Origin of the sequence: Paenibacillus paludis, assembly GCF_042610515.1 — a bacterium.
Classification (GTDB): domain Bacteria; phylum Bacillota; class Bacilli; order Paenibacillales; family Paenibacillaceae; genus Paenibacillus_AQ.
In genome coordinates this window covers 38,353-64,786 of record NZ_JBGJZP010000017.1, presented here as the reverse complement: position 1 = coordinate 64,786, position 26,434 = coordinate 38,353, and the positions used below count along the sequence as shown (strand labels likewise).

Below are 26,434 nucleotides of genomic sequence, written 5' to 3'. Positions count from 1 at the left end.
TAGATACGTTCAAATCCAGCATCATTTGATACACTCCTTGAGATAGATTAGATGGCTATTCAATGCTACAATGTATCGCGGAAAAACTCATGATAGAAATTAATAATCACCAGAAGCACCGCCAGCGACTCATTGACGCTGCCTACCTCCAGCGCATGATTGGCATCGTCGATCCTGTATACCCTGATATTCTGCAGTCCGGTGATCTCGGCGGAATGCTGTTCATTGAACAGCGGATCGCTGCCGCCGTAGATCATGCTGCCCCGGCTCTGCTTTATCCAGGGGATGGAGTCTACAAGCGGTGTCAAATAAAGATGGGAGGTTTTCTGCTGAACACCCATTTCAGCCGCCACTCTTCCGGCTATGACCGTACCCATGCTTTTACTGATGAACAGCAGCTGTTCATATTCGGGAAGTGCAGGAAGCGCAGCAATCGCCGCCTTGCATTCCTCTATAACGATATCCATGTCTTCGCGCTTTAAGTCCGCCCGTGCACTCTGATAGCCGTACTCCAGCAGCAGCAGATCACAGCCATGTTCCCGGGCCACCTTGGCCGCATAATCGAGCAGCGAGCGCTCCACGGAATAATCCTTCCCCGGAAAGACGACAGCGAGTGCTTTCGCTTCGCCTTGGGCCACATATTTATGTCTGACTTCCCTGCCCCAATGTGAGGACATAACGATACGTGATACACTCATAATGCCTTCTCCTTCCCGTTATCCGTCATCAGCCGTTCTAAACGGATTTGAAATATTTAAAGAAATCAATCGTTTCCTGCAGATCAGCCTCGTCCTGATAAATGTCCATCATCCTGCCGAGTTCAAGCGCAAAATCAACATACCCGTTGGGCTTAGCCGTAAGAATATTTCCGTCCCTGATTACATTGACCTCGTCTGATGCTCCCGCGTCCGGCAATCCTTTGGAACTCTCCGCAGCTTCCCTGCCCTCCTGGTTGTCCACATAGGATCTGCCTTCCAGAACCCCGGCAGCTTTCAGCACCGTAACCCCGCCGCAAATGCCCGCGACCGGTTTACCTGAAGCGTTCATGCTGCGGATCAAGGCAAGCAGCCCCTCATTCGCAGCAAGCTCTTCCACTTCACCCCCAGGGATAACCAGCAGATCTATAGCGTTCACATCTATATTCCCGAGTACCGCTGACGGGTTAATCGAGAAGCCCTCACAGGAAATAACGGGCATACTGTTCAGCCCCAAGGTGTGGACCTCGCTCTGTGTCTTCATAAAATAAGCAGCCAAAACTACCTCAAACTGAACAAAGCTGTTATATACAAGTACATATGTATTCATCGTTAAGCCAACAGCCCCTTCCACCTTTACAGTCTCAAACATCCTATTCTCTATGACTATCATTATAGCTATCTTCCCTGCAGCTGGGAAATCACAAAAAAAGCCTGGCCCGGGAGGTGGTGGAGTTTAAGCTTCTCAGATCCGGCACTACGGCTGCGGGGCTGTCTGCCTGCGGCTCGCTTTTCTGGACATAAACTCGGCAACAATCCATAAGAGCAGCGGAATGGCCACCTGAAACGGCAGGGCATAAATTTTGTAGATATGATAGGCAAAGTATTGCATTTGAAGAATATCCTTGTAGATAAAGACAGACATGTAGACCATGATCAGGCCCATCTGCATCACAACGGAACGGTAGCTCTTCAGCTTGAACACTTTAGCTACTCCATTACTGGTTACATACAGACATAAACTCGTTTTAATGAACAGCGCGGTTACAAAAGTAATGGAGGAGGAACCTTCGATTCTGGTGAGAAAATCCCCCACATTAATTCTGCTCACCGCGACATAGGAGGGAAAATACAGGCTGGATAAAATCTCGGGACCCAGCACCAGCAAATTCCGCAAGGTAACGAAGATCATAATGATTCCTGCAATCAGCAGGCTGCTGAGCAGCACCCGAAACGCTGAACCTTTCTTCGGGAGCACACTAAACGCGCCGAGAAAAACAACAATTTCGCCAAACGGAAAGGTAAAGGAGCCTATTGCATCCGTAAAGACAGGTCCCCAGCCGCTTTCCAGCAGCGGTTTCAAATAATGGAACTCATACTTGGGAATGGAAAGCAGCTGTGCTAAGGCAGTCGCCAATATTGTAAACAGCAGCAGAAATTTGGCGCTTCTCCCAAGCACCTCAAGTCCCGCATTCACTACCCAAATGCAGAGGAGGCCGATGATCAGCATCGGTGCAAACATCGGTGTCGCGGTTAAGGCTACCGTCTTGCTGAATTCCCCGAAATTCCGCAGCACAAGCGATCCCAGATGCAATGAATACCAGATATACAGGCAGGAGAACAGCCTCCCGAGAATAGGGCCGAACACCGCATGCAGCATATCATACAGATCCTTGCCCGGAAACAACGCATGGAGCCTCGCGTAGAGGAGCATGAGCGGAACCGCGAGCACAATGGCAAAAATCAGCCCGATCCAGCTGCTGTTGCCGGATTGCCCCGAGACTCCCATGAACAGTGAACTGCCGATAATAAACAGGATCGCTATGCTAATCGACTGTCCCGCCGGTACGATTTCTTTGCTCATGTCTTCCCCTCCTTTCAGGAGTGCATTCTAGAACAGCTTTTTAATCAAATAAACGATCGGCTCTGAGGGACTGGGAATTCCCCAATGCATCGACAAGGCAAAAGCCAGGGAGAAGGAGATCAGGCACAGCGCGGAACAAACGTAAAAGTCCCGCTTCTTCCCTTGCTTGAGCAGACCATAGGGGTCAACCAGCACGACAATGGCATACATAAGCACTACATAAATGACCATGCTAATCCCCCAGCTTAATCGCCCGCGTTGTTTTGGCAGTGCTCTGAATAATCACCTTGGAGCTGACGTCCACATCCAGATTGACAAATTCATCCGGCCATTGCTCGCGGAGCCTGGTCCACGTCTTGGGCAGATTCTCATGAACAGCTTCACCAAAGCCAAAGATATCGGCATGGTATTCCTGCTGCACCTTATGGATTAAGGAGAGTATCTCCTTTTGCAATTCCTCGCCTGCGCGTTTTTCAATAGCCGCTATGTTCTCGTTGCTGGATAAACCCGCTGCAGTCATCACTTCGTCCAGCCCGGTATGCGTCACTGTATTGATCTGTATATGAACTTTACCATCTATCATTGCAGGTTTGACTTTCGTCCTGCTTGATAATATTTCAAGGGAATAAGCGGGAGTCCCCTGCGCATTATTCACCTCCAGTACACCACCTTTTATATCATTTTTGGCGAAAAGCATGCTTTTTGCCTCTTTCCCGGTCAATTTCCCGACCATTTTATCCTTTACAAATACTGCTGCTCCATCCACACGCTCATTTTTCTGCCCGTTCTCCTCATTGATATACACCAGCGGTGCGACGGCATTATAACCTGAGGTCTCCAGCTTGTCGATGAAATCCCAGATTTCCACAACCGGAGCGCTGCTGACATACTTCTCATCACGCATCATCTGTGCCAGTTCAAAGGACATAATCGCTTCTGTTTTACTGTTCTGGTTAACTACATCCCGTGCATTTTTCTGTTCTGATACAAAAATAAAGACATCGGATCGGGTCTCTGTATCCCTGCTGTACCAGTCTATTGCTTTGATCAAGCCTTCCCGGGCAACCTCTTCACTGAAAATAATCACCTTGGCGTGACTCCAGAAGAGCTTCTTGCCGGTCATCGATATCATGTCGCGGGCGATTTCAAATATAGTATCTCCTGTAAAACTAAGCGTCTTGAAGCCTGCCTGATTCTCCTGAAGTCCACCCTGGGTGTCCACCATTTCCACTGTCATCTGCAGCTTGCCGTCCGCCTTGTTCCTGTCGATGGCTACGCCGGCCACGATGGACATATCATCCACCTCGGAATAATTCCAGCAGCCGGAGATGACAAACAGCAGCACTGCGGAGAGCAGCGCAGACAGTATTTTTTGTCCCCTGTTCATAACCGCTTAACCGGTTTCTTGGGCGGCTTCCGCTTCATGTTGCGCGCCCCGATGATCGCCGGACGCAGATACATGTCCCACCAAGGTGCACGGATGGCGGTATCCTTGATATCCTGCGGCCGGATCGAGCCCACCCCGAGCATATAGGGAACTCCGAAGGAGCGCAGGCTCATCAAATGGATGACCAAACCGAGCAAGCCGAAGAAATAGCCGTAGATTCCAAAAAAGAAACTCATCAGCAGCAAAAGGATCCGTACTACAATTAACGGTCCGGTGAGCCGGGGATTCAGCAGGGTAGTAATCCCGGTAAGACCCACAACAATGACCATCGGGGCACTGACGATCCGTGCATCCACCGCAGCCTGGCCCAGCACCAGCGCGCCTACAATGCTGACCGCCTGGCCAATGGAATTGGGAATCCGCGCCCCCGCTTCACGCAGAATCTCAAAGATGGTCAGCATAAGAATTGCCTCGACTACTGTGGGAAAGGGAACCGATAATCGTGCCGTGGCAATGCTTAGCAGCAGTAATGTAGGAACCATCTCCTGGCTGTAAGTAACAAGTGCGACATAAAGCGCAGGAATACTGATGGACATGAAGGCTCCCATCACTCTGAGCACACGGTTGAAAGTAGCGAACATATAACCGATATAATAATCCTCACTGGCCTGAAAATTCTCCACAAAAACATAGGGCAGCGTCAGAACAAACGGACTTCCTTCAATCAGCAGGGCAATTCTGCCCTCCATGATTTTGCCCACTACCGAATCCGGCCGTTCCGTACTGCCGATCATCTCAAAAGGCGAATAAGGTTCATCACGGATCAGCTCGGCCAGATAGCCGGTATCCAGCAAATGGTCGAGCTGTACCCTTGCAAGCCTTCCATGCAGCTCCTTGAGAATATCCGGTGAAGCAAGGCTTTCCATATAGCAGATACAGGCCTGGGTTTTTGACCGGGTACCGATGTCGGTAAATACAAACTTCAAATCGGAATTCTGCACTCTGCGGCGGATCAGCGTCAGGTTGGTCATCAGCGATTCATTGAAGCCTTCCCTTGGGCCCCGGACCGCTTTGTCGGTCGTAGGTTCTTCAATGGCGCGGGTCTGCCAGCCTTGGGCATTAATATTCAGCGCACCGGCGTATCCGTCCAGCAGAAATACCGTTTTCCCTCCCACTATGGCCCCTATTAATTCATCCAAATCCGTAGAGACCATAATGTCACTGATATTGATAATCTGAAGGCGGATAAGTTCCATAAGCTCTGCCGGGGTTCCCAGATCCTTGTCCAGGAATTCGTAGGTCATCAGCGGTTTGGTAATGCCATTCTGAATCAAATTCCGGTCGATCATCCCATCCACATAAATCAGGCCACAGCGGATCCGCGTGTTATGTGTATTCTCAATTATCCGTACTCTCAGTGTCCCGTCGTTGCTGAAGATACGCCGGAATAGAGCCACCGTCTCATCCAATGAGGGACTGAGCGGCCGGGAAGAAGATATTTTGCCGGAAGAACGGTCGCTTGTTTCCACAGCCTCTGTATTCTTCACAGTATTCACTCCCGTCACTATTCTTTTGATCTGATTATCCCCCGACACTCTAACTCCTATTCCCCAACTTTTTGCTGTAGAGGAAATTATGAGCTTGCCTCTCACAAGTGGAAACGGCTTCGCCGTCCTCAAAAGGACGGTATCCGTTTCAGCGAGAAATAGAAGGATAATTTATAGCGTGAAGCATATAAATTCTTATATTTGCACAAAAAAGAAGCCGCGGCTGCGGCTCCTTCTGAAAAAGTGTGTTATGTACTTAATTGATAAATGTGTTGTGTACTCTGCGCGACCGTATAAAGTAAGGAATCCATATGATGAGCGGAACCAGGCTTCTGGCAATACTTTGCACGTCCGGATCCTCTCCGAACTCGGCAAGCAGCGGAATATTGGTGAGCAGCACGTAATCAACGATATGAAACAGCGTATTGGCGGCATAAAAAAGGATTATCCAGCGCGGAAAAGAAGCTTTCTTGCGGTACATCAACACGACCAGAAAAGCTGCAAACAAAAGAAAGACAACGTTGCCAGCCAATTCGAAAATCAGTGTCGGCTTCCATAGCTGATCATAAACGTTAGAATCCGGTGAAGTAAGTGTATCCCAAACCTCTCCGCCAAGCGTTGTGAAGAAAAAATGGATGACGGATAAAGTCAAAGTAAAAATAGTAAGAAAAAGTCCAAGCTGTACAAGCACCAGCCAGCCGCCAATCCCTTTCGGCTCATTGGACATCAGCTTCATCCCGCGTTTATCGGGTATCAATGTTCCCAAACCACGTGCCCCCTCTGTTATAATTCATTGTATTGATACTAAAGATACTACTGCCTACGTTAAGCTTAAGGAGCCCTTATGACACCATTTACAGAGAAGGTTATTTGCATTATTCAATCCATCCCCGAGGGGAAGGTTATGACCTATGGCGGGATCGCCCGTGCTGCAGGAAGCCCCCGGGCGGCCCGGCAGGTCGTGCGCATTCTCCATTCCATGAGCCGCAAATACAAGCTGCCTTGGCATAGAGTTGTTAATTCCCAGGGCAAAATTGCTCTTGCCGAAGACGAGGCGGTCTCTACACAAAGATTGTATCTGCTGGGAGAAGGCGTTCTTTTTGATGATCATGGCGTGATCGACCTGGAGTTGTTTCAGTTCCATCCGGAGCAGGACGATTATCTTTTTCCGCCTTTGGAATAAGCCTGCACACTCCCTGTGCCCAGTCCATTCAGCAGGAAATACAGCGTAGCATAGATGACCAGCAGAACAGCTGCGACGAACAGGCTGAAGAAGAGCGATTGCCGGTTCAGGCTGTCAACCACCAGCTGGTAGAGCTGATGCCGGTCGGTCAGAACATCCCAGCTGTTGAGCCGGTATACCCGGCCGAGCAATACGCCATATCCGCCCAGCGCACAGGCTGCGAGGACAAAAATCCAGGAGAGCAGCAGATTGCTTCTGCGGAAGATGACGCTTTGAAATTGGTACAGGGAGAAAAAACCGGTCAGCCAGCCACTCCATGTGAACAGCAGCAAGGTGATTAAATCGTACCAATACCGGCTCTGAACAACTCCGTCTACGAAATATATGTTTTTTCTGATCGTCAAATGCAGCAGGTCGGTCATCAGGTAGGGCGCATTCGGAAAAAACAGCAGCCATGCTATGCCAAGCGGCAGCAGCAGCAGCCCGGAAACCTTACGCTTATCCAGGCCGTAAGCGGCCATGGAGAATAAAAAGGGAATCCAGGCCAGAAAGAAGTTCCAGAGCAAAAAAGCAAAAAACGTATCGGTCCGCAGCGAAACCACACGGTAGACAGCCAGCGTCGCCAGTGACAGTCCTGCCAAAAGCATGAATACTTTAGGATAATTCAATTCCTTCATTAGGGTGCGGTCTCCTTATCAATCGTAGTGAGATCTGTTCCAGTATAGAACAGATTCATTACGGTAATTGTACAAATCTGGCAGTCATTAGTCCATTATAATATAACAGCCCGGGCAAAATGCACCCGGGCTGTTATATTATAATGAAATTTAGCAACACAGGGATGGGCCCCATGCTGTTCCCGCTGGTTCGGCAGTGCGTGCTTAAACTTCGCTGCCCAGTTTACCCGCCACTGCCGGTTTGCGGGCTCTAAAGACGCTGCGGCCCGGCGATTCTTCAAGGCCACACAACGCGCCGCATTCCCGGAACGCCCCATGCCTGCAGCCGGCGCAGCGGTCCGGATTGATCAGTTCCAGCGCTTCATTGATCGCTTCTCCAGTATGGTCAAAAAACTGCGCGGCCCCAATTCTATCGTACAGTCCCGTCTTCTTCAGCAGATCAAGCGGCTGCGGCTGAATGCCGGAGATCATCAGCCTTCCTCCGTCTGCCTGCAGCTGCTTCACCAGCCCAGACAGATTGGCCTCCCCGGTGGTATCCATAAACGGCACCTTGCCCATACGCAACAATATAATTTTTGCAAGGTCCGGTCCAAGCTCCGGCATCGTTGACTCGAATCTGTAGGCTGCTCCAAAAAACAGCGGGCCTTCCACATTATAAATTCCGATTTGCGGGCAATCATGGTTCTCCGTTACCATGTGCGCCTCTACCTTGACCGATGAGGGGTCGGGCAGCACCTTAGATACGAGATGCCCTTCACCCATCCGTTTCACAAACAGGATTACTGCAAGCACCAGCCCGGCCTCTACCGCAATCGTTAAATCCGCAAATATCGTTAAGAGGAAGGTAAGGAACAACACCAGGGAATCCCCGGTTTTGAGCTTCAGCAGGTGCAGAAATTCCTTGCGTTCGCTCATATTCCAGGCGACCACCATCAGGATTGGCGCCATGGCCGCAAGCGGAATGCTGGAAGCATAAGGCGCAAACAGCAGAAGAATAAGGAACACTACGACACCGTGAATCACTCCCGACAGCGGGGATGCGGCCCCGCTGCGAATGTTGGTGGCGGTTCTGGCAATAGCACCTGTGGCCGGGATTCCGCCAAACATAGGTGCGGCTATATTCGCGATACCCTGGCCGATCAGCTCACGGTTGCTGTTATGGCGGCTGCCAGTCATCCCGTCGGCTACCACTGCCGACAGCAGCGACTCAATCGCCCCCAGTATGGCGATGATAAACGCCGGACGAAGCAGCTGCCTAATCCGCTCCCAGGTGATCACCGGAAAGTGAAAACTCGGCAGCGTGTTTGGAATATCGCCGTATGCGGAGCCGATCGTAGTCACCTTGCCGCTGAAGAACAGCACTGCAACTAACGTTGCAAACAACAACCCGATCAGCGATCCCGGCACCTTGGGTGCAAAACGCATACCGAGCATGACAACCGCCAGACAAATGACTGCTGTCAGAACACTGTACAGATTGACCGTTGAGATATGCTGGCCGATCTCTTGCATGTTGTCCACGAAGCTCTCATGCCGCTCCATATCCTTCAGGCCGAGGAAATTGGCGATCTGCCCGCTGAAGATAATGACGGCAATCCCTGCCGTAAAGCCGATGGTTACCGGCTTCGGGATAAACTTGATCAGAACACCCAGCCTCAGCAGCCCCATGACGACGAGGATGACTCCGGCCATCATTCCTGCAATCAGCAGGTTCTCGTACCCGTACTCCATAGCAATCGCGAACAAAATGGGTATAAAGGCTCCCGTAGGTCCGCCAATCTGAAATTTCGAACCTCCGAATAAGGAGATCAGTATACCTGCGACAATGGTTGTATAAATCCCGTACTCCGGCTTCACGCCCGAGGCAATAGCAAAAGCCATCCCAAGCGGGATGGCAATAACGCCGACGATCGTCCCTGAAATGATATCCTTGCGCAGAGAAGCAATGCTGTAGCCTTTAAAGCGGCCCCACCCTGTCATCATCTAACCTTCTTTTCTTTGAATATCTGATTATTTGAATATAAGAGCAACATTACTCCTGCCTGCCGCTCTTGTCAACGGGAAATCCGCCCCCGGATGGTCCGGGGTTATTCGCTGCGGATACCCTCCAGGAGTGAAATGGCATTCACGAGATGGTTATCGAATATCTGTCTGGCTACCGCCAGCAGGTCTTTAATCAGGGGGTCGCGCAGAGAATAAATGACGGTGGTTCCTTCTTTTACACTGGCTACTACATTCTTGGCGCGGAGTACAGCAAGCTGCTGGGATACGGCGGAGCCTTCCGAGCCGAGAATCGCCTGCAGTTCGTTTACATTCTTCTCGCCTTCGCTCAGCAGCTCCAGAATGCGGATCCGCATCGGATGAGCCAGCGCCTTGAAAAATTCCGTCTTAAATTGCTGAATATCGCTGTTCATTGGACTTCTGCTCCTCATAGCTTTACTTCAAATCTATTGTTATCTTAGCTCATTTCTTGTGCAGTGGCTATGCCGGCAGTAAATTGCATGCCGTATACGGCTGCAGCACCCCGCCCCGCTTACAAGAATACGGGATACATCCCCAGCTCTCCGGTCCGGATCTCCACATAGCCGCCCAGCGTCATCGGCTCACCCAGGCATTCGAACATGATCAGGTCGCCGGCAATCCGCAGATAACCAGTTCCGTCTGCCTCAATATTCTCCAGCACCCCGGTTAAGATTATCTTATCCCCATCCATTCGGATGCCGTAATCCACGCCGCTTACAGGCACAATATCCACCCAGCGCATAAATAGCGGGGGGAGCTCAAATTCGACCTTAAGCTCCTCACCCGCTTCCACAGGATCACCATTCCATATCCCCTTGCCCTCGCCATACTCCGCAGCAAAATACACTTCGTTCTTACGGGGGCCGTTCCGCAATATTGTAATGTTCATCTCTTCCGCTCCATCATCATAGTGTTACCGTTTATTATACAGGATAGTGATCGCATTAACGATCAGGTGTAGTTCTGGGTTGCCTTATTTAGATAAGTGCTGGGATGCATCCACGGATGCTTGAAGAACTCCTTCTTGTCGCTGATCTTTTTCGAAACGCCAAGGTCATAATCAATCATGGATTTGATCCTTTTCGCGAATCCTTCCCCCTTGACCAGCAGTCCCAGCTCAAAGTCATGGCAGGCGCTTCTTTCATTGATATTGTAGGAGCCGTGAAAAACGGCCCGCGACCTGTGGTCGTAGGTGATTTTCCAGTGGGAGAAACGCCCCGTAAAGCTGTAGTCATAAAAAGAAACGCCGTTAAGAAAAGGCTCATACATATTGCTGCGCACAGCCGCCCGGTTCGTCGGGTGGTCATTGACTTCCAGCGGATTGCATATGGCCAGATGGCAGGAACAGTCCGGGCCAAGCTCACCCAGCCGGTCCCAGAAGGCCTGATCAATCAGATAGGGGTTCACGATCACCGTCTCCTCGGCTGCATAAGTAATTAAATCCAAATAATATTGCTGGATCAGATTAACGGGGTTGCCCGGAAAACTCACGAAGAGCGTACACTCCTCCTCACCGAATGCATAATTTGTATCAGGATGGTAGAAGTCATCTTCCGGATCAAAATGATCGCCCCCAAGCAACAGCCATCTTGATTGAAAAACAGCATTCAGCGGCAACGCCGCCGCGCCCTGAATCCGGAAGCAGCCATCATGCCACTCCTCCTCACCGCTTGGAATACCCATCGGCCGGCCGTCTACTTCTACCGGTGAAGAGGCCTCTATCGGCGTCTGATACGTATATTGATCCCCGAAGTTCAGGCTGCCGACAATCGAAGTAATCCCGTCAATGACCATGAATTTCCGGTGGTCAATGACATTGAGTCCTGTGATCTCCACGTCCTCCTGTACCTTATCCTGCAGGAAGAGAATACTTTCGGATACCCCTCTGGACTTCAGCTCCGCCCGTTTCTCACTCCATTCTGCCGCAGAATAATAGGAGTTGAACGTATCGAGCAGCCTGGCCCCTTCATTCTCCAGCATCGTGGAGATCTTGGAGAACTTACCCACCTCGAGATTCATCCCATAGCCAAGTGCGGTAACCGTATAATTCACCATGATGCGGACTTCGACACCCCGTTTCAGTGCCTGCAGCAGCGCTGCCGCAATTAGATTTCCCGAATGGTCGTTAAAGAACAGCATTATGGACAGATGAATATAACGGCGCGCCTTCCCGATTTCCTCAAGGATCATTTCCAGGCACTGCGGTCCGTTCACATAAGGGTCTACCCGGTTATGACGTGTCGTCTGCGGAGCCAATATTCGAAGCTTGTCTGAGTCCAGTCCGCTGACTTCAAGCGCAAGCCGTTCAAGCAGCTCCCCGCTGAAACCCGGCATGCCGGACAGCTGGCTAATCTCTGTAATCACTCCGCCGAGAGCCTGCCGGTGCGCACGCGCCTCCCGGCCATTCAATACATCGGCAAGCAGCTCCTGGGCCTTGTCCATTTCCTTTGCAGCCTTCAGGGAGCCACCCGATAAATAATAATTCACAACGTTTATGATATCCTGCTCTACCCTGTTATCCCATTCCGCTTGCGGAAGTTTGTTGTTCATATGTAAATCCTCCATTCCACTGCCCTTCCTCTCAGGTGCACATAGGTCTCTGATCGGGCTAAGGTTAGATACCCCTCAGGATTTACTTATAAACAGCCGCTACCCGCACACGCAAATGCCTCATACAAAATCGCCTCATATCATCCCTCTAATCGTTATGGATAAACCGGATCAAAAAAGCTTCAGTCCCGCTATCCGTTCCACCGCTTCTGCAAGCCGTGCTTCATCGCTCACCAGCCCAACCCGCACATAACCTTCGCCATAAGCGCCAAAACCAATACCGGGAGCTACCACCACATGCGCCTTCTCCAGCAGCAAATCGGCAAAACTCTGTGAGGTATAGCCTTCCGGAACCGGCAGCCAGGCAAAAAACGAGCCCTTAGGTGCCTCCACCTTCCAGCCAATCTTCCGCAAGCCGCCGATTAAGAGGTTGCGCCGCGACTCGTAGCGGTCCAGATTATCCCGGACAGCATCCTGTGGTCCCAGCAGCGCAGCCGCAGCTGCTTCCTGCACTGCCCCGAACAGGCTCACGTACATATGATCCTGCAAGAGGTTCAGACTCTCGATAACGCTGGCGTTACCGGCAGCAAAAGCCACACGCCAGCCAGCCATATTATAGGTTTTTGACAAAGTATAGATCTCAATGCCGTTCTCCTTGGCCCCCGGCGTCTGCAGGTAGCTGCGCGGCTTCTGTCCATCATACCCGATGGCAGCATAAGCGAAATCATGCACAACACAAATCCTGTGTTCTGCCGCGAAGCTCACGGTCTGCTCGAAAAAATCCTCCGTAGCTACCGCACCGGTAGGATTGTTCGGATAATTGAGGAACATCAGCTTGGCCTTAGCGGCTAGCTCCGGGCTGATGTCCCCGTAAACGGGCAGAAATCCATGTTCCGCAGTCAACGGCATCTTCTCCATGACCGCCCGGGCCAGCTCGATGCCTGACCAGTAATCAGGATATCCGGGATCCGGCACAAGTGCTATATCCCCCGGATTGAGGAGACACTGCACCACTTCAACCAGCCCGGTTTTTCCGCCGAACAGAATGGCGATCTCCTGCTGCGGATCCAGCTCCACTCCGTACTCCCGCTTATAAAAGCTGGCTGCAGCTTCCTTGAGATAGCTGTGGCCGCGAAACGGCGGATACCTGTGGTTCAGCGGGTTAGCCGCTGCCGCCTGCAGTGCTTCTACAATGTGGGCCGGTGTAGGCATATCGGGATTCCCCTGTCCAAGATGGATCACATCATGTCCTGCGGCGGCGACAAGGCTGGCCTTGGCAACCAGCGCGGCGAAAAACTGCTTGGGCAAAGCATTCAGCACATCGGAAGGCTCAAAAATATTCACTGGCAATGGTCACCCTTTCCTCAGAGGTTACTTGCTGTAATCGTCATTCATATTATAATACAAAAAAAAGAGCCTCCTGGTGGATGGAGTGCTCTTTTCTTCCTGGCTACAGTTATTCCCTGCTGCCAATAAGCTTTCGGACAAAAACGATTTGACCAATGTGATAGGCATTGTGCATTGCCGCGTTGCTGATAATCTCCCACCATTCCGCTGGCACAGGAAACCCTGCCACTTTTGCCTCAAGTCTGTCTTCCTGCAGCAGCGGCTGCCAACCAAGCAGCACCTCCAGCAGCTTCGTTCTCAACTGATCAAAGGCTGTGCCCTCCGGTATGACAAAACTGCTGTTGTTATCCTCAATCGGAGGGACAGCATCTACCCGGCCCAGATGGTATCTGGTTTGCCAGGCATTGTTCCAATACAGCAGATGCTGCGTAATTTCAGCGATACTGTTGCTGTTCCCGTCAGGCTTCCAAAAGGCTTCTTCCTCTGCTAAACCCTCTACCGCCTGCGCGAACGGAGAATACCAGCTTGGATCATTGGCATTGGCTAGTAACTGATTGGCCAGAACATCCTTTGCATGAACGATTCCCTATCCCTCCCCACTTGTTACATTGCCCTTATTGCTGCAACAGCTCGCCGTTGTATACCTTCACATCCAGCGGCGCAGTCAGAAACTCGCCTGCCTTAGCGGCAAATCCCGTGAAATGCGGGCTTGTGTTATGGCTGCCTACAGCAGCTGCATCGCGCCAGGTTTCGACCATAATATATACATTCTCTTGCGCGGCGTGCTTGTACAGCTCATAAGAGAGGTTGCCCTCTTCCTCATGGGTTGCTGCAAGCAACGTCTTAGCTTCAGCCAGGAACTGCTCCTCACGTTCGGGGTTCACTTGCATTAAAGCGTGGATAATGATCATAGTTTTGTTCCTCCAAATGGTTTTGTCAGAATGAACTTCGTAACTGAATTCGGGAGCTTATGCTCTTATTTCCACTCAGCAATAGTGTCAATCGGCAGACGGACGGATGCGTATCCTTCTCCATCCGCTTTGCCAATCGAAATCAGCATAACCGGGATGTAACGGTCTTTGTCCATGCCGAAGACTTCAGCAATTTGATCCTTTTCGAATCCGCCGATAGGGTTTGTATCATAGCCGTGGGCACGGGCAACCAGCATCAGCTGCATGGAAGCCAATGCGCCGTCAATCATCACAGTCTCTCTGTTCACATCTGCTGGCAGTGTTGCGAAATGGCTGGCCAGACGGGTTAATTGGTTCTCTTTCACATCCTGAGGCATAAGTCCGCGCTCAACAGCTGTACCGTAAATCTGTTCAGCATAATCAAAATTGTTCAAGTCGCCGAATACGGCAATAACTGCTGCGGAGGTTTCTACCTGCACCTGATTGAAGCGGGCGATAGGACCCAATTTGGCTTTGCCTTCCGCACTTTCGATCACGAGGAAGCGCCAAGGCTGCATGTTGACCGAGGAAGGAGCCAGTGTAGTCTCAGTTAGAATCTCGGTCATTTCCTCTTTGCTGATTTTGACAGAGGTATCATATTTGCGGACCGAGCGGCGGCCTGTAATAATAGAATTGAAATCGTTGGTTCTGGTAGCATTCATTTGTAATAATCTCCTTTATAATTGGTATATAAGTCAGGCTACAGTAAATCGATGTTTTGCTGCAGCCGGGTAAGCATATCTATAAGCACTTTGAGCTCCTGCCCTTCAAATCCGGTGAGCAATGAGCGGAGGAACCGGATCTTCTCCTCCTTGTAGGAGAGGATTTTCTCCCGTCCTTGTTCAGTGAGCGAGACCAAAGTCACCCTGTTGTCGGCAGGATTGTTGCGGCGGGAGATCATGCCGTTATCCTCCAGCCCCTTCAAATGGCGGGTGACAGCTGCAGCATCAATGTCGACTTCCTTTTGCAGCGAAATCTGGCTAATTTCTGCAACCTGAAACAGCTCGTGAAGCAGGCGGAGCCGCGTAGGGCTGATGCCTGCACAACGTTCAAACTTGGGGCTGATTCCCTTGTTAAGCGCCTGCAGCAGTTCTAATATTTGCTCTTCTTCCTCAGGCAGATGTTCAGTCAAAATTAACCCCCTTAAAGTTTTATAAGCTCCACTATTGTGGATTGCTTTGTGCAAAACTGGCTTCAAAAAGAATACACTAACGCAAATATATTGCGCAAAATCCTTTTGATAAAAATCAGTTTACACCGATATGGTTGACCCGTCAACTAATTTATCAGTAATAATGAAAGAGGAGGCAGGAAATATGAAAATTTCCCTGATTCAGCTCGATATAGCATTTGGCAAACCCGAGGCAAATTATGTAGCGGCTGAACACAAAATACGCCAGGCCGCAGCAACTCGTCCTGACTGCCTCATTCTCCCTGAATTATGGACGACCGGATATGATCTAACACGGCTTGATGAAATTGCCGATCCAGAGGGGCAGATTACGAAGGACTTTATTTCCGGCCTGGCCCGCGAATATGGCATCAACATCGTTGCCGGTTCCGTGGCCAACAAGCAGGCTGCCGGGATCACCAACAGCATGTTCGTTTTTGGCCGTAATGGCGGGCTTGCCGGGGAATACAGCAAGCTGCATCTGTTCCGCCTGATGGATGAGCACCTGTATCTTCAGCCGGGAGAAGCCAAGGGGCTGTTCAGCCTGGACGGCTCGTTATGCGCCGGATTGATCTGCTATGATATCCGCTTCCCGGAGTGGGTGCGCGCCCATACGGCACTCGGAGCGGAGGTGCTGTTCATCAGCGCCGAATGGCCGTTGCCCCGGCTGTCCCACTGGCGTGCCCTGCTGATCAGCCGGGCAATCGAAAACCAATGCTACGTCGTCGCCTGCAACCGCGCCGGGGCTGATCCGGCGAATATTTTCGCCGGGCATTCCATGATCATTGATCCGTGGGGCGACATTATATGTGAGGCCGGAGAAAGCGAGGAAATCCTGAGCGGCGTCATTGATTTGCAGAAGGTGCGGGAGGTAAGACAGCAGATTCCGATCTTCTCCGACAGACGGCCGGAGCTGTATACGTAGCCGCTGCCCGCAGGAAAAGCCGAAACAAGAATTATATAATTTGAACAAAACAGCGGTCTCATTACACCGCACCATTTAGATGTATTTACTGCAACTAATCAGGTCCAAAATGGAGATTATTTGGAAATAAGTGTATTTCCTGCAATTAAAAATTCCGGAAAGCTATGTTTGGGCCGGTTCGACACTTTTTAAGTGTACAGAGTGCAGTTATCTCCTTGCCAGGCCTAAAAGGTCAGGTTTTAGTTGTATGGAGTACAGCTATCGCCTTAGCAGTGCCTCTTATTATCGTGGACACTGTGCGGTTAGCATGGGCACGGTATTAGTTGCAAACTTGCGTTCAGCTCAGCTTATATCAGTAACATTGCGGCTCCTTATCACCCCATAACAAAAGGTGCTGCTGCAGCTGCTTAAAGCAGCTGTCTTGCAGCACCTTTTGCGGGGTTTGGCCGGAATCGCCATACCCAAACCCCAAACTCAAACCCCAGTTCAAATTCAAGCTGAATCCCTGCAGACGCACAGATCTCAGCGGGCATAACGTTCCCGCAGCACCCGTGCCGCTTCCAGCACACGCTGATCCGCATACTGCAAGTCATAACCGGTCTCCTCCCTGAGGAGGGCAGCCGGTTTAAGCTGCACTCCGCACCCGGATATCGCCTGCCGGATGCCTGAAGAGAACACCGCCGCCGAAGCCGGCCCGCCGAGTTCGCTTAACGCAGCGATGGTCTCCGGGCGGACCCGCGGATAAGACAAAGACTCGTCCCCGCCGGACGCAGTCTCATAGAATCCGCGGATCAGCTCCCCGCGCTCCTGCCCGGAGCCGGAGACCACAACGAACGCGTGAACGAAATACGCGCTGCTCTGCCGCCGCTGGGCAATGCCGCAGAACTTGCGGCCGCCGATAGCCAGATCGAAATCACCGGGACAATAGGAACCGGTGATTTCTCCGGCCTGGATCAACGCCGCAGCCTGCGGATGGCTTACCGCTACGGCTTCCTGAATCAGGGAAGCCAGCAGCCGGAAATCGTCGTGAAAATCCAGCTTGCCCGGAGTTTTGGGAAGGACCAGCGCCACATTGACGATCCCGGCATCCAGCGGCACGGCAGCCCCGCCGGAGTGACGGACCGCTGTACGAAACCCGCGCCGCTCAAGCCTGGCCATCGCCTCATCTGCGCGGGGTAGCTTGCTGTCCCGCAGGCCCAGTGCAACACCTGCGGGATGACTCCAGAGATGCAGGGCTGGAGGGGCCAGTCCCGCTCCAATGTCCCGGCACAGCGTCTCCTCAAATGCAAAGGGAACCAGCATGCCTCCCGCATTTCCGGCCATCACAGCATGCTCCGCCTCTCCACCATCTCCTGACGTCACAGCATGCTCCGGCTTCCCGGCATCTCCGGCCAACATAACATGTTCCGCTTCTCCCGCATCTCCTGACCTCACAGCATGTTCCGTCACCGCTCCACCTTCAGCAGCCCCACTTCCGCCATATTTTGCAGCCTTCCCGTCATCTTCTGACAAATGCTCAAACAGCACCATTACATTCGGAAGAGCGCGCTCCGCGCCCGATTCTGCTCTGTTAATTCCTTTATTGATCATCATTCATCCCCCGAGTACCTATTGAATGTTAACCTTTGTCCGAACCAATAGTCATATTGTAACCGATCCGCAGCCTGGCGCGAAGGCAAAGCGTGAGTTCAGCATTTGAAATAGCTGCAGGATACCGTTATCCTATTACCATAACAAGTTTCAATCAGCGGCAAGATTAAGCGCTGAAGCTCATGCTATACACAACCTTGAGGAGTGATGCCGCATGACAGTCGAACAACTTGCGAAGGACAGGCAGTTAAGCAAGACCAGGCAGTGGGAACAGGCGATGCACAAGCTGTTTATCAACTTTAGGGACTACAGCAAAGACGCGCTCAAAAACTTTGATGACGAGGATATTCATCAAGCCAGAGTCAACAGCCGCAAGCTGCTGACCCTGCTGTCCATTCTCGACCCGGATCATTCCGCCGCAGCCGAGCTGTACAACGTATTCAAGCAGGCCCAGAAAAGGCTGGGTAAGGTCAGGGATGCAGATGTTCTTATTGAATCTTTCAAGGAAAGACGCAAGCGCGCCAAGGAAGCCGGCGAGGCGAAAACTGCCGAACTGCTGAAGGCGGTCATCAAACACCAGAAGGATAAGCGGAAGGAATACCGCAAGAAGCTGGAGGCTGAGCTCCCAAAGCTGGCCGGCAAGGAATTGGACGGGTTATGGGAAGCTTTTCGGAGCAGCACGCTTGAGCCGCTGGCAGCGAAAAGAGATGTAAACGTCGTCATGCGCGAACTTGAAGTAGCTTTTGAGCAGAAGAAAAAAACATGCAAAACCCTATTCAAAGGTCCCGGGGCCGAATCACAGGAAGCCTTCGACGCACTGCATGAGCTGCGGATCGCCGCCAAGGAGCTGCGCTATACGGCCAATGCGGCCGCATTCGCACTCAACCAGAAATTCCATGCCCATGAGGAGATCTATAAACAGATCCAGGAGCAGCTTGGCGAAATTAATGACAAACGCGTGTGGCTGGAAACACTGAATTCCATCGGACGCGATGAGCTGGGTGTTGGCAAAAAAACGTGGAATGAGTTCACAGATGCTCTTCGGACCGAAGTGCTGGAGGCATTGCATCATAATGAGGTTGTTCCCGTTACAGAGAAAGCCAAGTCACTTTGAATTCATAAATAGACATAGGAAGAGGCAGGAAGCGCATGCTAGGCATGCCGCTCACTGCCTCTTATTCTCTTATCTGTTGCTTACAGCCGCATACTTGTTCAATACACCCTGGTAGGCCGATTTAGGACGCAGACCGACCAGCTTCTCCACCGGTTGTCCTCCGCTATACACAATCACCGTAGGCAGGCCCATGACTCCAGCCTCCCCCGCCAGCTCAGGCAATTCATCACAGTTCACCTTAACGATAGCCACACTGTCTCCATACTCGTCATTCAGCTCCTCCAGAACAGGCAGCAGCATCTTGCAAGGCGCGCACCACGGCGCTCCGTAATCAACCAGTACGGTCCCGCTGCCTCTTAGCTCGGCTCTTAGATCCTCAGTTTTCTCTGCATTGATAATAGCCATCGTTAGTTCCTCCCATGTGTATATCCCGAATAATACAAAAAGTACATAATTTGACAGAACTTCATTCAGACAGCGAATTAACAGCTGCCTCTGCCTCCAGCCGTTCCTGCTGGATGGAGGCCATCCGCTGCTGCAGGTTCAGCTTAATTTGGCTGAGCTGCACAATCTGGCGCTCAATCTCCTCCAGCTTGCTGCGGTATAGCGGCATCACTTCCGCGCAGAACGCTTCTTTATTCTTCAGCACGCAGTGCAGAAAACCGGAAATCTCTTCCGTGGACAAACCCAAATTTAAATACAGCTTAATCGTCTCCACCGTCTCTACAGCAAGCGCTGAATACTCCCGGTATCCATTCGCCTGGCGGAGGGGAGCGATAAGCCCCTGACGCTCATAATAACGCAGTGATCGGACACTGACGCCCGTCTGTGCTGCAAGTTCACCTATTTTCATAGCATTCATTCTCCCCGGGGTTCATGAGAACTTCTATTCCAAGTATAAACCCTGACACCAGTGTAAGGGTCAAGGACTTTCTTGAATAACCGTGCTTTATTCGGTGGAAGTCCCGGAAGCCCCGTATTCCTCTATATGCAGCTTGACATCAATGGTTATCGGAACCCGGCTAAAGGTGTCATCCCAATTTCCTTTCACCTTTCTCCATACAGCAGGATGCTGAATACGCAGGGTTTTGCCGAATCCTGCGGCATCGGCATGCAGCTTTTGCTGCATTGTCTCCACAGAGGCTCCGGCCATTTCCTTTACCTTATCCTGCAGCACCAGTTCATCCTGCTTCATATAAGCAGCGTCCAGCTTTTGTCCTCCATGAGCGAAAGTCTCAGCATATCTGCCTGTAGACTCGATTTTCACGGCAAAAGAGATGTTACCTTCCTCGACCTTAGCCTTGATTTTGCTGCCCATGGACTTAACCTCATAAGTAATCAGCCTGCCGCTGCCATCCTCAGTGGTCTTAAGCACTCCGCCTTTCCCTTTTCCCGTAAGCCAGACCACACCTTCCAGCTCCTCCTCGTTTAAGAAGCCTTGCAGCTTGCCCGTCTCCCCCTTGATCACACCGGCTCCGGCAAATTTCATCTCATTCTTCGCAGCAATGACATTCTGCAACATAAAGGTGGTCTTCCCGTGCAGGGGACCTGCGGCCTTGGCGATAGACACTGGCTCCCAGATCCGCAGGTTCCGGTCCCGGTTGCCAAATATCCCCTCCAGTACAAACGCCGGTGTCTGGCCCGGAAGCACGTTGTTCAGCACATCACTGGCCTTTCCCTTGCTGACGAGAATCAGCACACTGGGGCGGATATCATTATCCCGGCTGAAAAAATCAATCAGCTCTGAGAGCTTGGTAGAACGGGCCAGCTGCTCGCCGATGACGATGACTTTCAGATGATGTCCGATCGGAGGACGGTTTGTACGCAGCGACAGTTCACGGACCGCCTCGAAGATGGAGTCTCCGGTTTCAGTCATATTATAGAAATTTCTGGAGGATGCGCCTTCTTTTTTGGAACCCACTGAACCTTGGGGTACGATAAATTGGTAGGTGCAGGACATTCGTTTATGCTTCGGGTAACCCCCACCCTCGTGCTCAAAATCCTCTTCGATCGGCGTTTCATCCGCTACGTCGAGCGCCACGGCCACCTCCATGTTTAAATTCTCGATGGGCGAGCTGCTCCAGCAGCCGGATAACCCTATACTTTGAATAAGAAGCACGGCAAGCAGAAGGATTCGCTTCATGATCCGGCTCTCCTGAAATGAGCTATAAGCAGCAGCGGCAGCGGAAATAATCCGAACAGTAAAATGGCCCAATTGCCCAGGCTGGTGCCGAATGCGAACAGGCCGTTGATATTCGGAGGAGTTTCCGTAATAAAATAAACAAACGGAAGTAAGGCGAACAGACAATGGTCGAGCTTTTTGTTGAAGATTTGCGAAATCCCCAGTGCCGCCCCATAGAAGGAAATGCAGAAGGTACAGAAAATTTGCATAATCCAGATGACCATGAGCAAGGATTCGAAACGTTCAAACAGCAGGTTCACCTCAAAGCTGCGGATCAGATCGATGAAGGGCCATGTCCGGGTAACCACACCCTCTACAGAGAATGCCCCTATCGTCATCACAACAGCAACAACATAAAAGATCATAGAGATCAATGTCCCTACAACAAGCACACGTCCTGCTTTTTTTGGTTTTTCCATAAAGGCTACCAGGAACAGCAGGGCTTCACCTGCCGTATAAGTCAGCGCTGTCGGCTTAGTACCTCTCCATACCGGACCCAGTCCCTCCCCGAGCACCGGACGGAGATTGTCTATATCAAATATTTTCAGGCTAAGCAGACAAACCCCGAAGAAAATTGCCCCGGCCATGGGGGCAATCAGCCTGCACATCCGGGACAGCGCATTGATTCCCCCTCTGCATAAATAAAGTGCAACCCACAGGAATAGGGAGGCAACCGCCCAGTTGGGCGTTCCCTCCAGCAGAAAGAATCCGGTCACCTCCTGCATCGAACGCAGCTCATATCCGGAAATACATAGAAAATACGCGGCGATGACCACTCCCAGAATCGCTGCAAGCGGCTTGCCGATAATAATTCTGCTGTACTGATAAAAGGTCTTGCCCGGAAACCGCTGGCTAAGCAGCACAATTACCATGCCGGCCACCATGGACAGCAGGGCACTCACAATAAGCGATATCCACACGTCAGGAGTGCCGGCAGCCTGTACAGTTGTCCGGGGAAGGGTGAATACGCCTGCTACGAGGATGTAATTGACCATAATAATGGTCGCTTGGCTCGTCGTGATGCTATCCTGTACTTTCGCATTCATGGTTCTCACCTCGATCTCCTGAGTTGTGGTTTATTTTTTACGTATTGGATCCTTGGGCTGCAGCAATGCCGGACGGCGCTTCATCAATTGCAGGGGGATGCGGATAATAAAATCGCGCAGGTCGCTCATCCTGTAGGGAGTAACCATGCTTAAATAGGGAACCCCGAAGCTCTTCAGTTTAATCAAATGGCTGCTGAGCAGGAGGAAAAACATAACGACACCGTAAAGCCCGAATACAGCAGCGAAAAACATCGCCAGGAAACGGAGAAAGCGCAAGGTAATCCCCGCACTGTACATGGGAATCGAGAAAGAGGAGATCGCTGTAACCGCAACGACAATGACCAGAATCGGACTGACAATCCCCGCCTCTACCGCTGCCTGGCCGATAATCAGACCCCCGACAATGCCCATGGCCGGTCCAATGGGTTTGGGCAGGCGCAGGCCGGCCTCACGCAATATTTCGATAGAGATTTCCATAATCAGCGCTTCAATCAGTGTAGCAAAGGGGACGCCCTGCCTGGAGCTGATGATTGAAATCGCCAGTTTGGTAGGAATCAGCCCGGGATGAAACGAGAGAAAAGAAATGTAGAGCGCCGGAGCAAACAACGAGACCGATGCGGCAAAAAAACGCAGGAGCCGCAGCAGTGTACCCGAAAACCAGCGGTCATAATAATCCTCCGGTGACTGCAGCAGCATTCCGAAGGTAGTCGGCATTATCAGCGCAAACGGCGTGCCGTCCAGAAGAATGGCCGCTCTTCCCTCCAGCAGCGCCGCCATGACCCGGTCCGGGCGTTCTGTGTTCTGGATCTGCTGAAAGGGGCTGAGGTAGTTGTCTTCCATGAGTTGTTCCAAATATCCTGATTCCTGGACATCATCTATATTGATCGTCTTGATTCTCCGGGTGATTTCCTTAATCAGCTCATCGTTGGCGACGCCCTTGAGATAGGTCAGCACCAGTTCCTTCTCAATTCGCTCTCCCACTGTAAAAGAAATCATTGCCAGCTCCGTGCTCTGCCCGTGTCTGCGCAGCATCGCCGTGTTATCACTGAGCGTTTCATTGAAACCCAGCCGCGGACCGCGCAGAAGCGCCTCCGATATCGGCTCCTCCACACTTCTTGTGTTGCCTTTCGGGGTACCTAGTACAAAAACCTCCGACATTCCGTCAATTAACAATACCGCAGAGCCGAACAATACCTTTTGCAGCGAGAGTCTCAGCTGGTCGGTATATTCAATTTCCGAGACCTGTACTACCTGATGCACGATAATTCCTTTCAATATCTCTGCTGGCGGGGCTGTACTCATGCCTTCAAAGGGCCGCACCGTGTTCATCAAGGGCATCAGGATGTTCTGGTCCATGCCTTCCTTGTCTGTAAGTCCATCCACAAAAAACAGCGCCGCCTTGATTCCCAGGCTTCCGATGCGCAGCTCTCTGACATTGACGTCGGACATATCGGTACTTATCTCCCTGAAGGACTGAACATCATGTTGGAACTCTCCGGTATAGGTCAGGGAAGGAGTGGCCTGTCCAGCGTTGTTTTGAACAGGGAGTGCGGGTGCGGCGGATTTTTTATTCTCCACAGCGACGCTGGTCTGATCGGCCTCCCCCGTATCTTCGGAGCTTGGAACACCCCCGCCTTTTTTGCCTTCAGCCCGCATTCCCCGGGTGCTCGCCTTGCCCTCTTTCATTCGGAGCCAGATCATTAGGCGGGTTAAGACAACCGGAACGATGAAGATGATAAAACCTTGAAACAGCATCTTCCAGCCGGGCACAAGATCCCATAGCATCTTCCACATTCCATGCGTCCCCCTTTTTATTCGTAACCCTATTTTGACCGAAGCTGGAACATTCATACATCAAAAAAACAGCTGCATGCTCCTCTTGGGGAACGTGCAGCTGTTATGATGTGCGAAAACGATTCAAAGATAGGAGTTACAGCAGACCCGCTGCCCACATTCCGCCTTGGCGGATCATTTGGCGGAACGGCTCTACCGAGAAGGACGGCAAATGATGCCCCGGCATCAGATAAACTACACGGCCAAGTCCGAACTCATGGCACCAGGCTGCCTGACGCATGGCCCCTTCATGAAGGTACTCTGCCAGCACAGTCGTCTCAAAATAAGGATGCATTTCAAAGTAGTACGGCTCGTCCTCAATGACGAACTCGCTGATCCCCTGCATAATGGGATGCCCGGGTGCCGGTATTTTCATATGCAGAGAGGTGTATTCCGGATGATGGGTGAAATGCGCGCCCAGCATGGCGCCCAGCTCCTGATTCCGCTGCAGGGAGATTCCGTTATGTACAACGAGCAGACCTCCGCCCCCCGCTACATAAGACAGCAAAGCGGCACTTTGCTCCAGGGCTATTTTCTGATCGGAAAATTCGGTATAGGCGATAACCAGCTTCAATCCCTCAAGGTTGTCTTTGTTCAGGAGACTGTAATCTTCGGAAGCCTCCACCTGCAGATCAGGTGACAGAATGCGCTTAATCTCGTGATCCACACCGGCAAAAGGATGGTATTTCACCTCACTGTAGCTGCCAAGTGCAAGTGCTTTCCCTTCAGACATGTTCTTCCCGCCTCTCTTCCTGCTTCTCTTAGTGTATAGTTACCAGGGCCAGGCATTGCCGTCCAGGTCGAGATAAGCCGGCTCCTCACCCATATACTTCTTGTGCTCCTGCACGATATTCATAATCTTACGCGCCGACTCTTCAGGAGAAATAGGTGCCTCCAGAGCCTTCTCACCATTCATATAGGACTGCAGCCAGCCGGGGTGAAAGACCATAACCTGCCCGCCCATCACCTTCAAATGGTTGTGCATCAGGGAGGACTGCATATTAAGCGCTGCTTTGGACATACAGTATCCGTACATATTAATCCGTTTGTTCCGGCCAATGCTTCCGGCTTCTGAGGAGATATTAACAATCAATTTCTGCTTGCTCTGCATTAACAGGCCCATCAATTCATTACTGACCCTTAAAGAACCAAGCGTGTTTACATTATAAATGTGAGCCATGGCTTCATCGTCCATATCAACAAGCATCGTGGCATCATCGGCTCTATGAATAATACCGGCATTATTGATAATCATATCAACATGAGCGGTACTGCCCGAAATGCTGCGTGCCGCTTGCTTGACACTCTCACGGTCGCCGATATCCAGCGGGATCAGAGTTAATCGGTCCGGGTACTGCTTTTTCAGTGCGTCCAGCGATTCCGACTCCTTCATATACTGACCGGCAAATACGGAATATTTGTTCTCTAGAAGCCAGCTTGCCAGAAAAAAACCTAAACCTCGGTCAGCACCGGTAACAAAAGCAACCCTTTTCATGATTATGGACACACCCTTTACGATTCTTCAGGATACACGCGGCATCTCTCTCACATTAGCATGGCAGTCACGTTTTTTCAACGTCCTTCATGGGACTGTAATTCCGCTGAAAGAGGTGCTCTAACTTCCTTTTGATTTAATTTTGAACTATGTTACAATCGTAGTTACAAGTACTTATAGGAAGGTGAGATACCGATGTCTATCCAACAACTTCATACTCTGGAAGAACTGCAGCAATATGTTGCGCAACCAGGTAAAAAACTGCTTTTCAAGCATAGCACTACCTGCCCGATCAGCGCCAAGGCCAACGAGGAATTCACAGCCTATGCGCAAGGCTCCGAGACTCCAGCTGCCATTGTCCATGTGATTGAAGACCGTCCGTTGTCCAATCAGATTGCCGAAGATTTCGGGATCAAGCATGAATCTCCGCAGATCTTCCTGCTCGAAGACGGCGAAGTGCGCTGGAACACCTCCCATTGGAAAATCACCCGGGACGCCATCAAGGCAGCTGTGAGCCAATGAGCCAGCCGGTTATTGTCTATTCCACCACAGGATGCAGCGACTGTAATCAAGTGAAACAGTGGCTGACCGAGCAAGATGTTAGCTTCGAGGTGCGTGATGTTATGACAAGTACAGTGTATCAGGAAGAAGTCGAGAAGCTGGGCTTCATGGGTGTGCCTGTTACTGTGTACGAAGGCCGCGCAGTCAAAGGCTTCAACGTTTCCGAACTTAAGGAGCTTATTGGAGCAACTGCTGAATAATTCATAGCGTGAGGCATATAAATATTTATATTTTGAAAAAGGCATCTCCTTGGACCTCTGTCCAGGGGATGCCTTTTATTTGCCCTTTTATATGG

30 protein-coding genes are annotated in these 26,434 nt (G+C 51.2%); 5 read left to right on the top strand and 25 right to left on the bottom strand.

What is annotated here, in order from left to right:
* Positions 1-65: 65 nt before the first annotated feature.
* The 7 genes from ACAN56_RS26035 to ACAN56_RS26005 all read right to left on the bottom strand — a co-directional run bounded on the left by ACAN56_RS26035 (position 66) and on the right by ACAN56_RS26005 (position 6,259).
* Entirely contained in the window at positions 66-698 is a 633-nt protein-coding gene (locus tag ACAN56_RS26035) for a hypothetical protein (protein ID WP_379146444.1), read from the bottom strand.
* Positions 699-735: 37 nt separating this feature from the next.
* A complete protein-coding gene (locus ACAN56_RS26030; protein WP_197073648.1) occupies positions 736-1,368 on the bottom strand; it encodes a DJ-1/PfpI family protein in 633 nt (210 codons plus the stop codon).
* 84 nt (positions 1,369-1,452) lie between these two features.
* Positions 1,453-2,559 carry a GerAB/ArcD/ProY family transporter gene (locus tag ACAN56_RS26025; RefSeq protein ID WP_038585495.1) on the bottom strand — a complete coding sequence of 369 codons (1,107 nt, stop codon included), beginning with the start codon at positions 2,557-2,559 and terminating at the stop codon, positions 1,453-1,455.
* A gap of 27 nt (positions 2,560-2,586) precedes the next feature.
* A complete protein-coding gene (locus ACAN56_RS26020) occupies positions 2,587-2,790 on the bottom strand; it encodes a hypothetical protein (RefSeq protein WP_379146441.1) in 204 nt (67 codons plus the stop codon).
* Between the two features lies 1 nt (position 2,791).
* Complete coding sequence (locus ACAN56_RS26015) at positions 2,792-3,946, bottom strand: Ger(x)C family spore germination protein (RefSeq protein WP_379146439.1); 1,155 nt, start codon at positions 3,944-3,946, stop codon at positions 2,792-2,794.
* Positions 3,943-5,493, bottom strand: coding sequence for a spore germination protein (locus ACAN56_RS26010; RefSeq protein ID WP_379146437.1), 1,551 nt, complete (start codon positions 5,491-5,493; stop codon positions 3,943-3,945). Before ACAN56_RS26010 ends, ACAN56_RS26015 begins: the two co-directional genes overlap by 4 nt.
* A 256-nt stretch (positions 5,494-5,749) precedes the next feature.
* Positions 5,750-6,259 (bottom strand): DUF2569 domain-containing protein, encoded by a 510-nt coding sequence (locus tag ACAN56_RS26005; RefSeq protein WP_038585486.1) that lies wholly within the window; start codon positions 6,257-6,259, stop codon positions 5,750-5,752.
* 78 nt (positions 6,260-6,337) lie between these two features.
* On the opposite strand from ACAN56_RS26005, the gene ACAN56_RS26000 reads away from it, so the two are divergent.
* The gene (locus tag ACAN56_RS26000; protein WP_379146435.1) at positions 6,338-6,676 is read left to right on the top strand and encodes an MGMT family protein; all 339 of its coding nucleotides are present in this window, start codon (positions 6,338-6,340) and stop codon (positions 6,674-6,676) included.
* On the opposite strand, the gene ACAN56_RS25995 is transcribed toward ACAN56_RS26000, so the two are convergent.
* From ACAN56_RS25995 to ACAN56_RS25950, 10 genes are all read right to left on the bottom strand, one after another.
* Complete coding sequence (locus tag ACAN56_RS25995; protein WP_038585481.1) at positions 6,652-7,353, bottom strand: DUF1361 domain-containing protein; 702 nt, start codon at positions 7,351-7,353, stop codon at positions 6,652-6,654. The two genes, ACAN56_RS26000 and ACAN56_RS25995, sit on opposite strands and share 25 nt — an antisense overlap.
* Before the next feature lie 204 nt (positions 7,354-7,557).
* Complete coding sequence (locus ACAN56_RS25990; protein WP_379146534.1) at positions 7,558-9,333, bottom strand: SulP family inorganic anion transporter; 1,776 nt, start codon at positions 9,331-9,333, stop codon at positions 7,558-7,560.
* 107 nt (positions 9,334-9,440) lie between these two features.
* Positions 9,441-9,767, bottom strand: a complete 327-nt coding sequence (locus ACAN56_RS25985) for an ArsR/SmtB family transcription factor (protein ID WP_038585474.1) — start codon at positions 9,765-9,767, stop codon at positions 9,441-9,443.
* A gap of 119 nt (positions 9,768-9,886) precedes the next feature.
* On the bottom strand, positions 9,887-10,264 hold the full coding sequence (locus ACAN56_RS25980; RefSeq protein ID WP_379146432.1) for a hypothetical protein: 378 nt from the start codon (positions 10,262-10,264) through the stop codon (positions 9,887-9,889).
* Positions 10,265-10,326: 62 nt separating this feature from the next.
* Complete coding sequence (locus tag ACAN56_RS25975) at positions 10,327-11,925, bottom strand: phospholipase D-like domain-containing protein (RefSeq protein ID WP_379146430.1); 1,599 nt, start codon at positions 11,923-11,925, stop codon at positions 10,327-10,329.
* Positions 11,926-12,096: 171 nt separating this feature from the next.
* Positions 12,097-13,269, bottom strand: a complete 1,173-nt coding sequence (locus ACAN56_RS25970) for a pyridoxal phosphate-dependent aminotransferase (protein ID WP_379146427.1) — start codon at positions 13,267-13,269, stop codon at positions 12,097-12,099.
* Positions 13,270-13,381: 112 nt separating this feature from the next.
* Complete coding sequence (locus tag ACAN56_RS25965; protein WP_379146532.1) at positions 13,382-13,855, bottom strand: DinB family protein; 474 nt, start codon at positions 13,853-13,855, stop codon at positions 13,382-13,384.
* 31 nt (positions 13,856-13,886) lie between these two features.
* Complete coding sequence (locus ACAN56_RS25960) at positions 13,887-14,183, bottom strand: putative quinol monooxygenase (protein WP_038585465.1); 297 nt, start codon at positions 14,181-14,183, stop codon at positions 13,887-13,889.
* Between the two features lie 65 nt (positions 14,184-14,248).
* Positions 14,249-14,884 (bottom strand): nitroreductase family protein, encoded by a 636-nt coding sequence (locus tag ACAN56_RS25955; protein WP_038585462.1) that lies wholly within the window; start codon positions 14,882-14,884, stop codon positions 14,249-14,251.
* Positions 14,885-14,922: 38 nt separating this feature from the next.
* Positions 14,923-15,354: a MarR family winged helix-turn-helix transcriptional regulator gene (locus tag ACAN56_RS25950; protein ID WP_081965658.1), complete on the bottom strand. Its 432-nt coding sequence runs from the start codon at positions 15,352-15,354 to the stop codon at positions 14,923-14,925.
* A gap of 184 nt (positions 15,355-15,538) precedes the next feature.
* On the opposite strand from ACAN56_RS25950, the gene ACAN56_RS25945 reads away from it, so the two are divergent.
* Positions 15,539-16,318, top strand: coding sequence for a carbon-nitrogen family hydrolase (locus ACAN56_RS25945; protein ID WP_038585460.1), 780 nt, complete (start codon positions 15,539-15,541; stop codon positions 16,316-16,318).
* A 522-nt stretch (positions 16,319-16,840) separates the two neighbouring features.
* Here the strand turns inward: ACAN56_RS25945 and ACAN56_RS25940 are convergent.
* Positions 16,841-17,911 (bottom strand): lipoate--protein ligase family protein, encoded by a 1,071-nt coding sequence (locus tag ACAN56_RS25940; protein WP_379146422.1) that lies wholly within the window; start codon positions 17,909-17,911, stop codon positions 16,841-16,843.
* A 211-nt stretch (positions 17,912-18,122) separates the two neighbouring features.
* Here ACAN56_RS25940 and ACAN56_RS25935 point away from each other — a divergent pair, with 211 nt between their 5' ends.
* Positions 18,123-19,022, top strand: a complete 900-nt coding sequence (locus ACAN56_RS25935) for a CHAD domain-containing protein (RefSeq protein WP_038585456.1) — start codon at positions 18,123-18,125, stop codon at positions 19,020-19,022.
* Between the two features lie 69 nt (positions 19,023-19,091).
* Here the strand turns inward: ACAN56_RS25935 and ACAN56_RS25930 are convergent, their stop codons facing one another.
* The 7 genes from ACAN56_RS25930 to ACAN56_RS25900 all read right to left on the bottom strand — a co-directional run bounded on the left by ACAN56_RS25930 (position 19,092) and on the right by ACAN56_RS25900 (position 25,578).
* Entirely contained in the window at positions 19,092-19,427 is a 336-nt protein-coding gene (locus ACAN56_RS25930) for a thioredoxin family protein (RefSeq protein WP_379146419.1), read from the bottom strand.
* A gap of 61 nt (positions 19,428-19,488) precedes the next feature.
* Positions 19,489-19,875 (bottom strand): MerR family transcriptional regulator, encoded by a 387-nt coding sequence (locus tag ACAN56_RS25925; protein ID WP_038585453.1) that lies wholly within the window; start codon positions 19,873-19,875, stop codon positions 19,489-19,491.
* A gap of 96 nt (positions 19,876-19,971) precedes the next feature.
* A complete protein-coding gene (locus ACAN56_RS25920) occupies positions 19,972-21,165 on the bottom strand; it encodes a Ger(x)C family spore germination protein (protein WP_379146417.1) in 1,194 nt (397 codons plus the stop codon).
* Positions 21,162-22,250: a spore germination protein gene (locus ACAN56_RS25915; protein ID WP_379146530.1), complete on the bottom strand. Its 1,089-nt coding sequence runs from the start codon at positions 22,248-22,250 to the stop codon at positions 21,162-21,164. Before ACAN56_RS25915 ends, ACAN56_RS25920 begins: the two co-directional genes overlap by 4 nt.
* Positions 22,251-22,280: 30 nt before the next feature.
* On the bottom strand, positions 22,281-24,044 hold the full coding sequence (locus ACAN56_RS25910; protein ID WP_379146415.1) for a spore germination protein: 1,764 nt from the start codon (positions 24,042-24,044) through the stop codon (positions 22,281-22,283).
* Between the two features lie 136 nt (positions 24,045-24,180).
* A complete protein-coding gene (locus tag ACAN56_RS25905; protein ID WP_379146412.1) occupies positions 24,181-24,816 on the bottom strand; it encodes a ThuA domain-containing protein in 636 nt (211 codons plus the stop codon).
* A 39-nt stretch (positions 24,817-24,855) separates the two neighbouring features.
* A complete protein-coding gene (locus tag ACAN56_RS25900; RefSeq protein ID WP_379146409.1) occupies positions 24,856-25,578 on the bottom strand; it encodes an SDR family NAD(P)-dependent oxidoreductase in 723 nt (240 codons plus the stop codon).
* Positions 25,579-25,773: 195 nt separating this feature from the next.
* Here ACAN56_RS25900 and ytxJ point away from each other — a divergent pair, with 195 nt between their 5' ends.
* Both ytxJ and ACAN56_RS25890 read left to right on the top strand, forming a co-directional pair.
* On the top strand, positions 25,774-26,100 hold the full coding sequence (ytxJ, locus tag ACAN56_RS25895; RefSeq protein ID WP_341089544.1) for a bacillithiol system redox-active protein YtxJ: 327 nt from the start codon (positions 25,774-25,776) through the stop codon (positions 26,098-26,100).
* Positions 26,097-26,339: a glutaredoxin family protein gene (locus ACAN56_RS25890; protein ID WP_038585436.1), complete on the top strand. Its 243-nt coding sequence runs from the start codon at positions 26,097-26,099 to the stop codon at positions 26,337-26,339. Before ytxJ ends, ACAN56_RS25890 begins: the two co-directional genes overlap by 4 nt.
* Positions 26,340-26,434 lie beyond the last annotated feature (95 nt).

Excerpts from the sequence above, each read along its gene's own strand:
- ACAN56_RS26035 (WP_379146444.1), bottom strand. The coding sequence starts at position 698 with ATGAGTGTATCACGTATCGTTATGTCCTCACATTGGGGCAGGGAAGTC.
- ACAN56_RS26030 (WP_197073648.1), bottom strand. The coding sequence starts at position 1,368 with ATGATAGTCATAGAGAATAGGATGTTTGAGACTGTAAAGGTGGAAGGG.
- ACAN56_RS26025 (WP_038585495.1), bottom strand. The coding sequence starts at position 2,559 with ATGAGCAAAGAAATCGTACCGGCGGGACAGTCGATTAGCATAGCGATC.
- ACAN56_RS26020 (WP_379146441.1), bottom strand. The coding sequence starts at position 2,790 with ATGGTCATTTATGTAGTGCTTATGTATGCCATTGTCGTGCTGGTTGAC.
- ACAN56_RS26015 (WP_379146439.1), bottom strand. The coding sequence starts at position 3,946 with ATGAACAGGGGACAAAAAATACTGTCTGCGCTGCTCTCCGCAGTGCTG.
- ACAN56_RS26000 (WP_379146435.1), top strand. The coding sequence starts at position 6,338 with ATGACACCATTTACAGAGAAGGTTATTTGCATTATTCAATCCATCCCC.
- ACAN56_RS25995 (WP_038585481.1), bottom strand. The coding sequence starts at position 7,353 with ATGAAGGAATTGAATTATCCTAAAGTATTCATGCTTTTGGCAGGACTG.
- ACAN56_RS25990 (WP_379146534.1), bottom strand. The coding sequence starts at position 9,333 with ATGACAGGGTGGGGCCGCTTTAAAGGCTACAGCATTGCTTCTCTGCGC.
- ACAN56_RS25985 (WP_038585474.1), bottom strand. The coding sequence starts at position 9,767 with ATGAACAGCGATATTCAGCAATTTAAGACGGAATTTTTCAAGGCGCTG.
- ACAN56_RS25980 (WP_379146432.1), bottom strand. The coding sequence starts at position 10,264 with ATGAACATTACAATATTGCGGAACGGCCCCCGTAAGAACGAAGTGTAT.
- ACAN56_RS25975 (WP_379146430.1), bottom strand. The coding sequence starts at position 11,925 with ATGAACAACAAACTTCCGCAAGCGGAATGGGATAACAGGGTAGAGCAG.
- ACAN56_RS25960 (WP_038585465.1), bottom strand. The coding sequence starts at position 14,183 with ATGATCATTATCCACGCTTTAATGCAAGTGAACCCCGAACGTGAGGAG.
- ACAN56_RS25955 (WP_038585462.1), bottom strand. The coding sequence starts at position 14,884 with ATGAATGCTACCAGAACCAACGATTTCAATTCTATTATTACAGGCCGC.
- ACAN56_RS25945 (WP_038585460.1), top strand. The coding sequence starts at position 15,539 with ATGAAAATTTCCCTGATTCAGCTCGATATAGCATTTGGCAAACCCGAG.
- ACAN56_RS25940 (WP_379146422.1), bottom strand. The coding sequence starts at position 17,911 with ATGATGATCAATAAAGGAATTAACAGAGCAGAATCGGGCGCGGAGCGC.
- ACAN56_RS25935 (WP_038585456.1), top strand. The coding sequence starts at position 18,123 with ATGACAGTCGAACAACTTGCGAAGGACAGGCAGTTAAGCAAGACCAGG.
- ACAN56_RS25930 (WP_379146419.1), bottom strand. The coding sequence starts at position 19,427 with ATGGCTATTATCAATGCAGAGAAAACTGAGGATCTAAGAGCCGAGCTA.
- ACAN56_RS25925 (WP_038585453.1), bottom strand. The coding sequence starts at position 19,875 with ATGAAAATAGGTGAACTTGCAGCACAGACGGGCGTCAGTGTCCGATCA.
- ACAN56_RS25920 (WP_379146417.1), bottom strand. The coding sequence starts at position 21,165 with ATGAAGCGAATCCTTCTGCTTGCCGTGCTTCTTATTCAAAGTATAGGG.
- ACAN56_RS25915 (WP_379146530.1), bottom strand. The coding sequence starts at position 22,250 with ATGAATGCGAAAGTACAGGATAGCATCACGACGAGCCAAGCGACCATT.
- ACAN56_RS25910 (WP_379146415.1), bottom strand. The coding sequence starts at position 24,044 with ATGTGGAAGATGCTATGGGATCTTGTGCCCGGCTGGAAGATGCTGTTT.
- ACAN56_RS25905 (WP_379146412.1), bottom strand. The coding sequence starts at position 24,816 with ATGTCTGAAGGGAAAGCACTTGCACTTGGCAGCTACAGTGAGGTGAAA.
- ACAN56_RS25900 (WP_379146409.1), bottom strand. The coding sequence starts at position 25,578 with ATGAAAAGGGTTGCTTTTGTTACCGGTGCTGACCGAGGTTTAGGTTTT.
- ytxJ (WP_341089544.1), top strand. The coding sequence starts at position 25,774 with ATGTCTATCCAACAACTTCATACTCTGGAAGAACTGCAGCAATATGTT.
- ACAN56_RS25890 (WP_038585436.1), top strand. The coding sequence starts at position 26,097 with ATGAGCCAGCCGGTTATTGTCTATTCCACCACAGGATGCAGCGACTGT.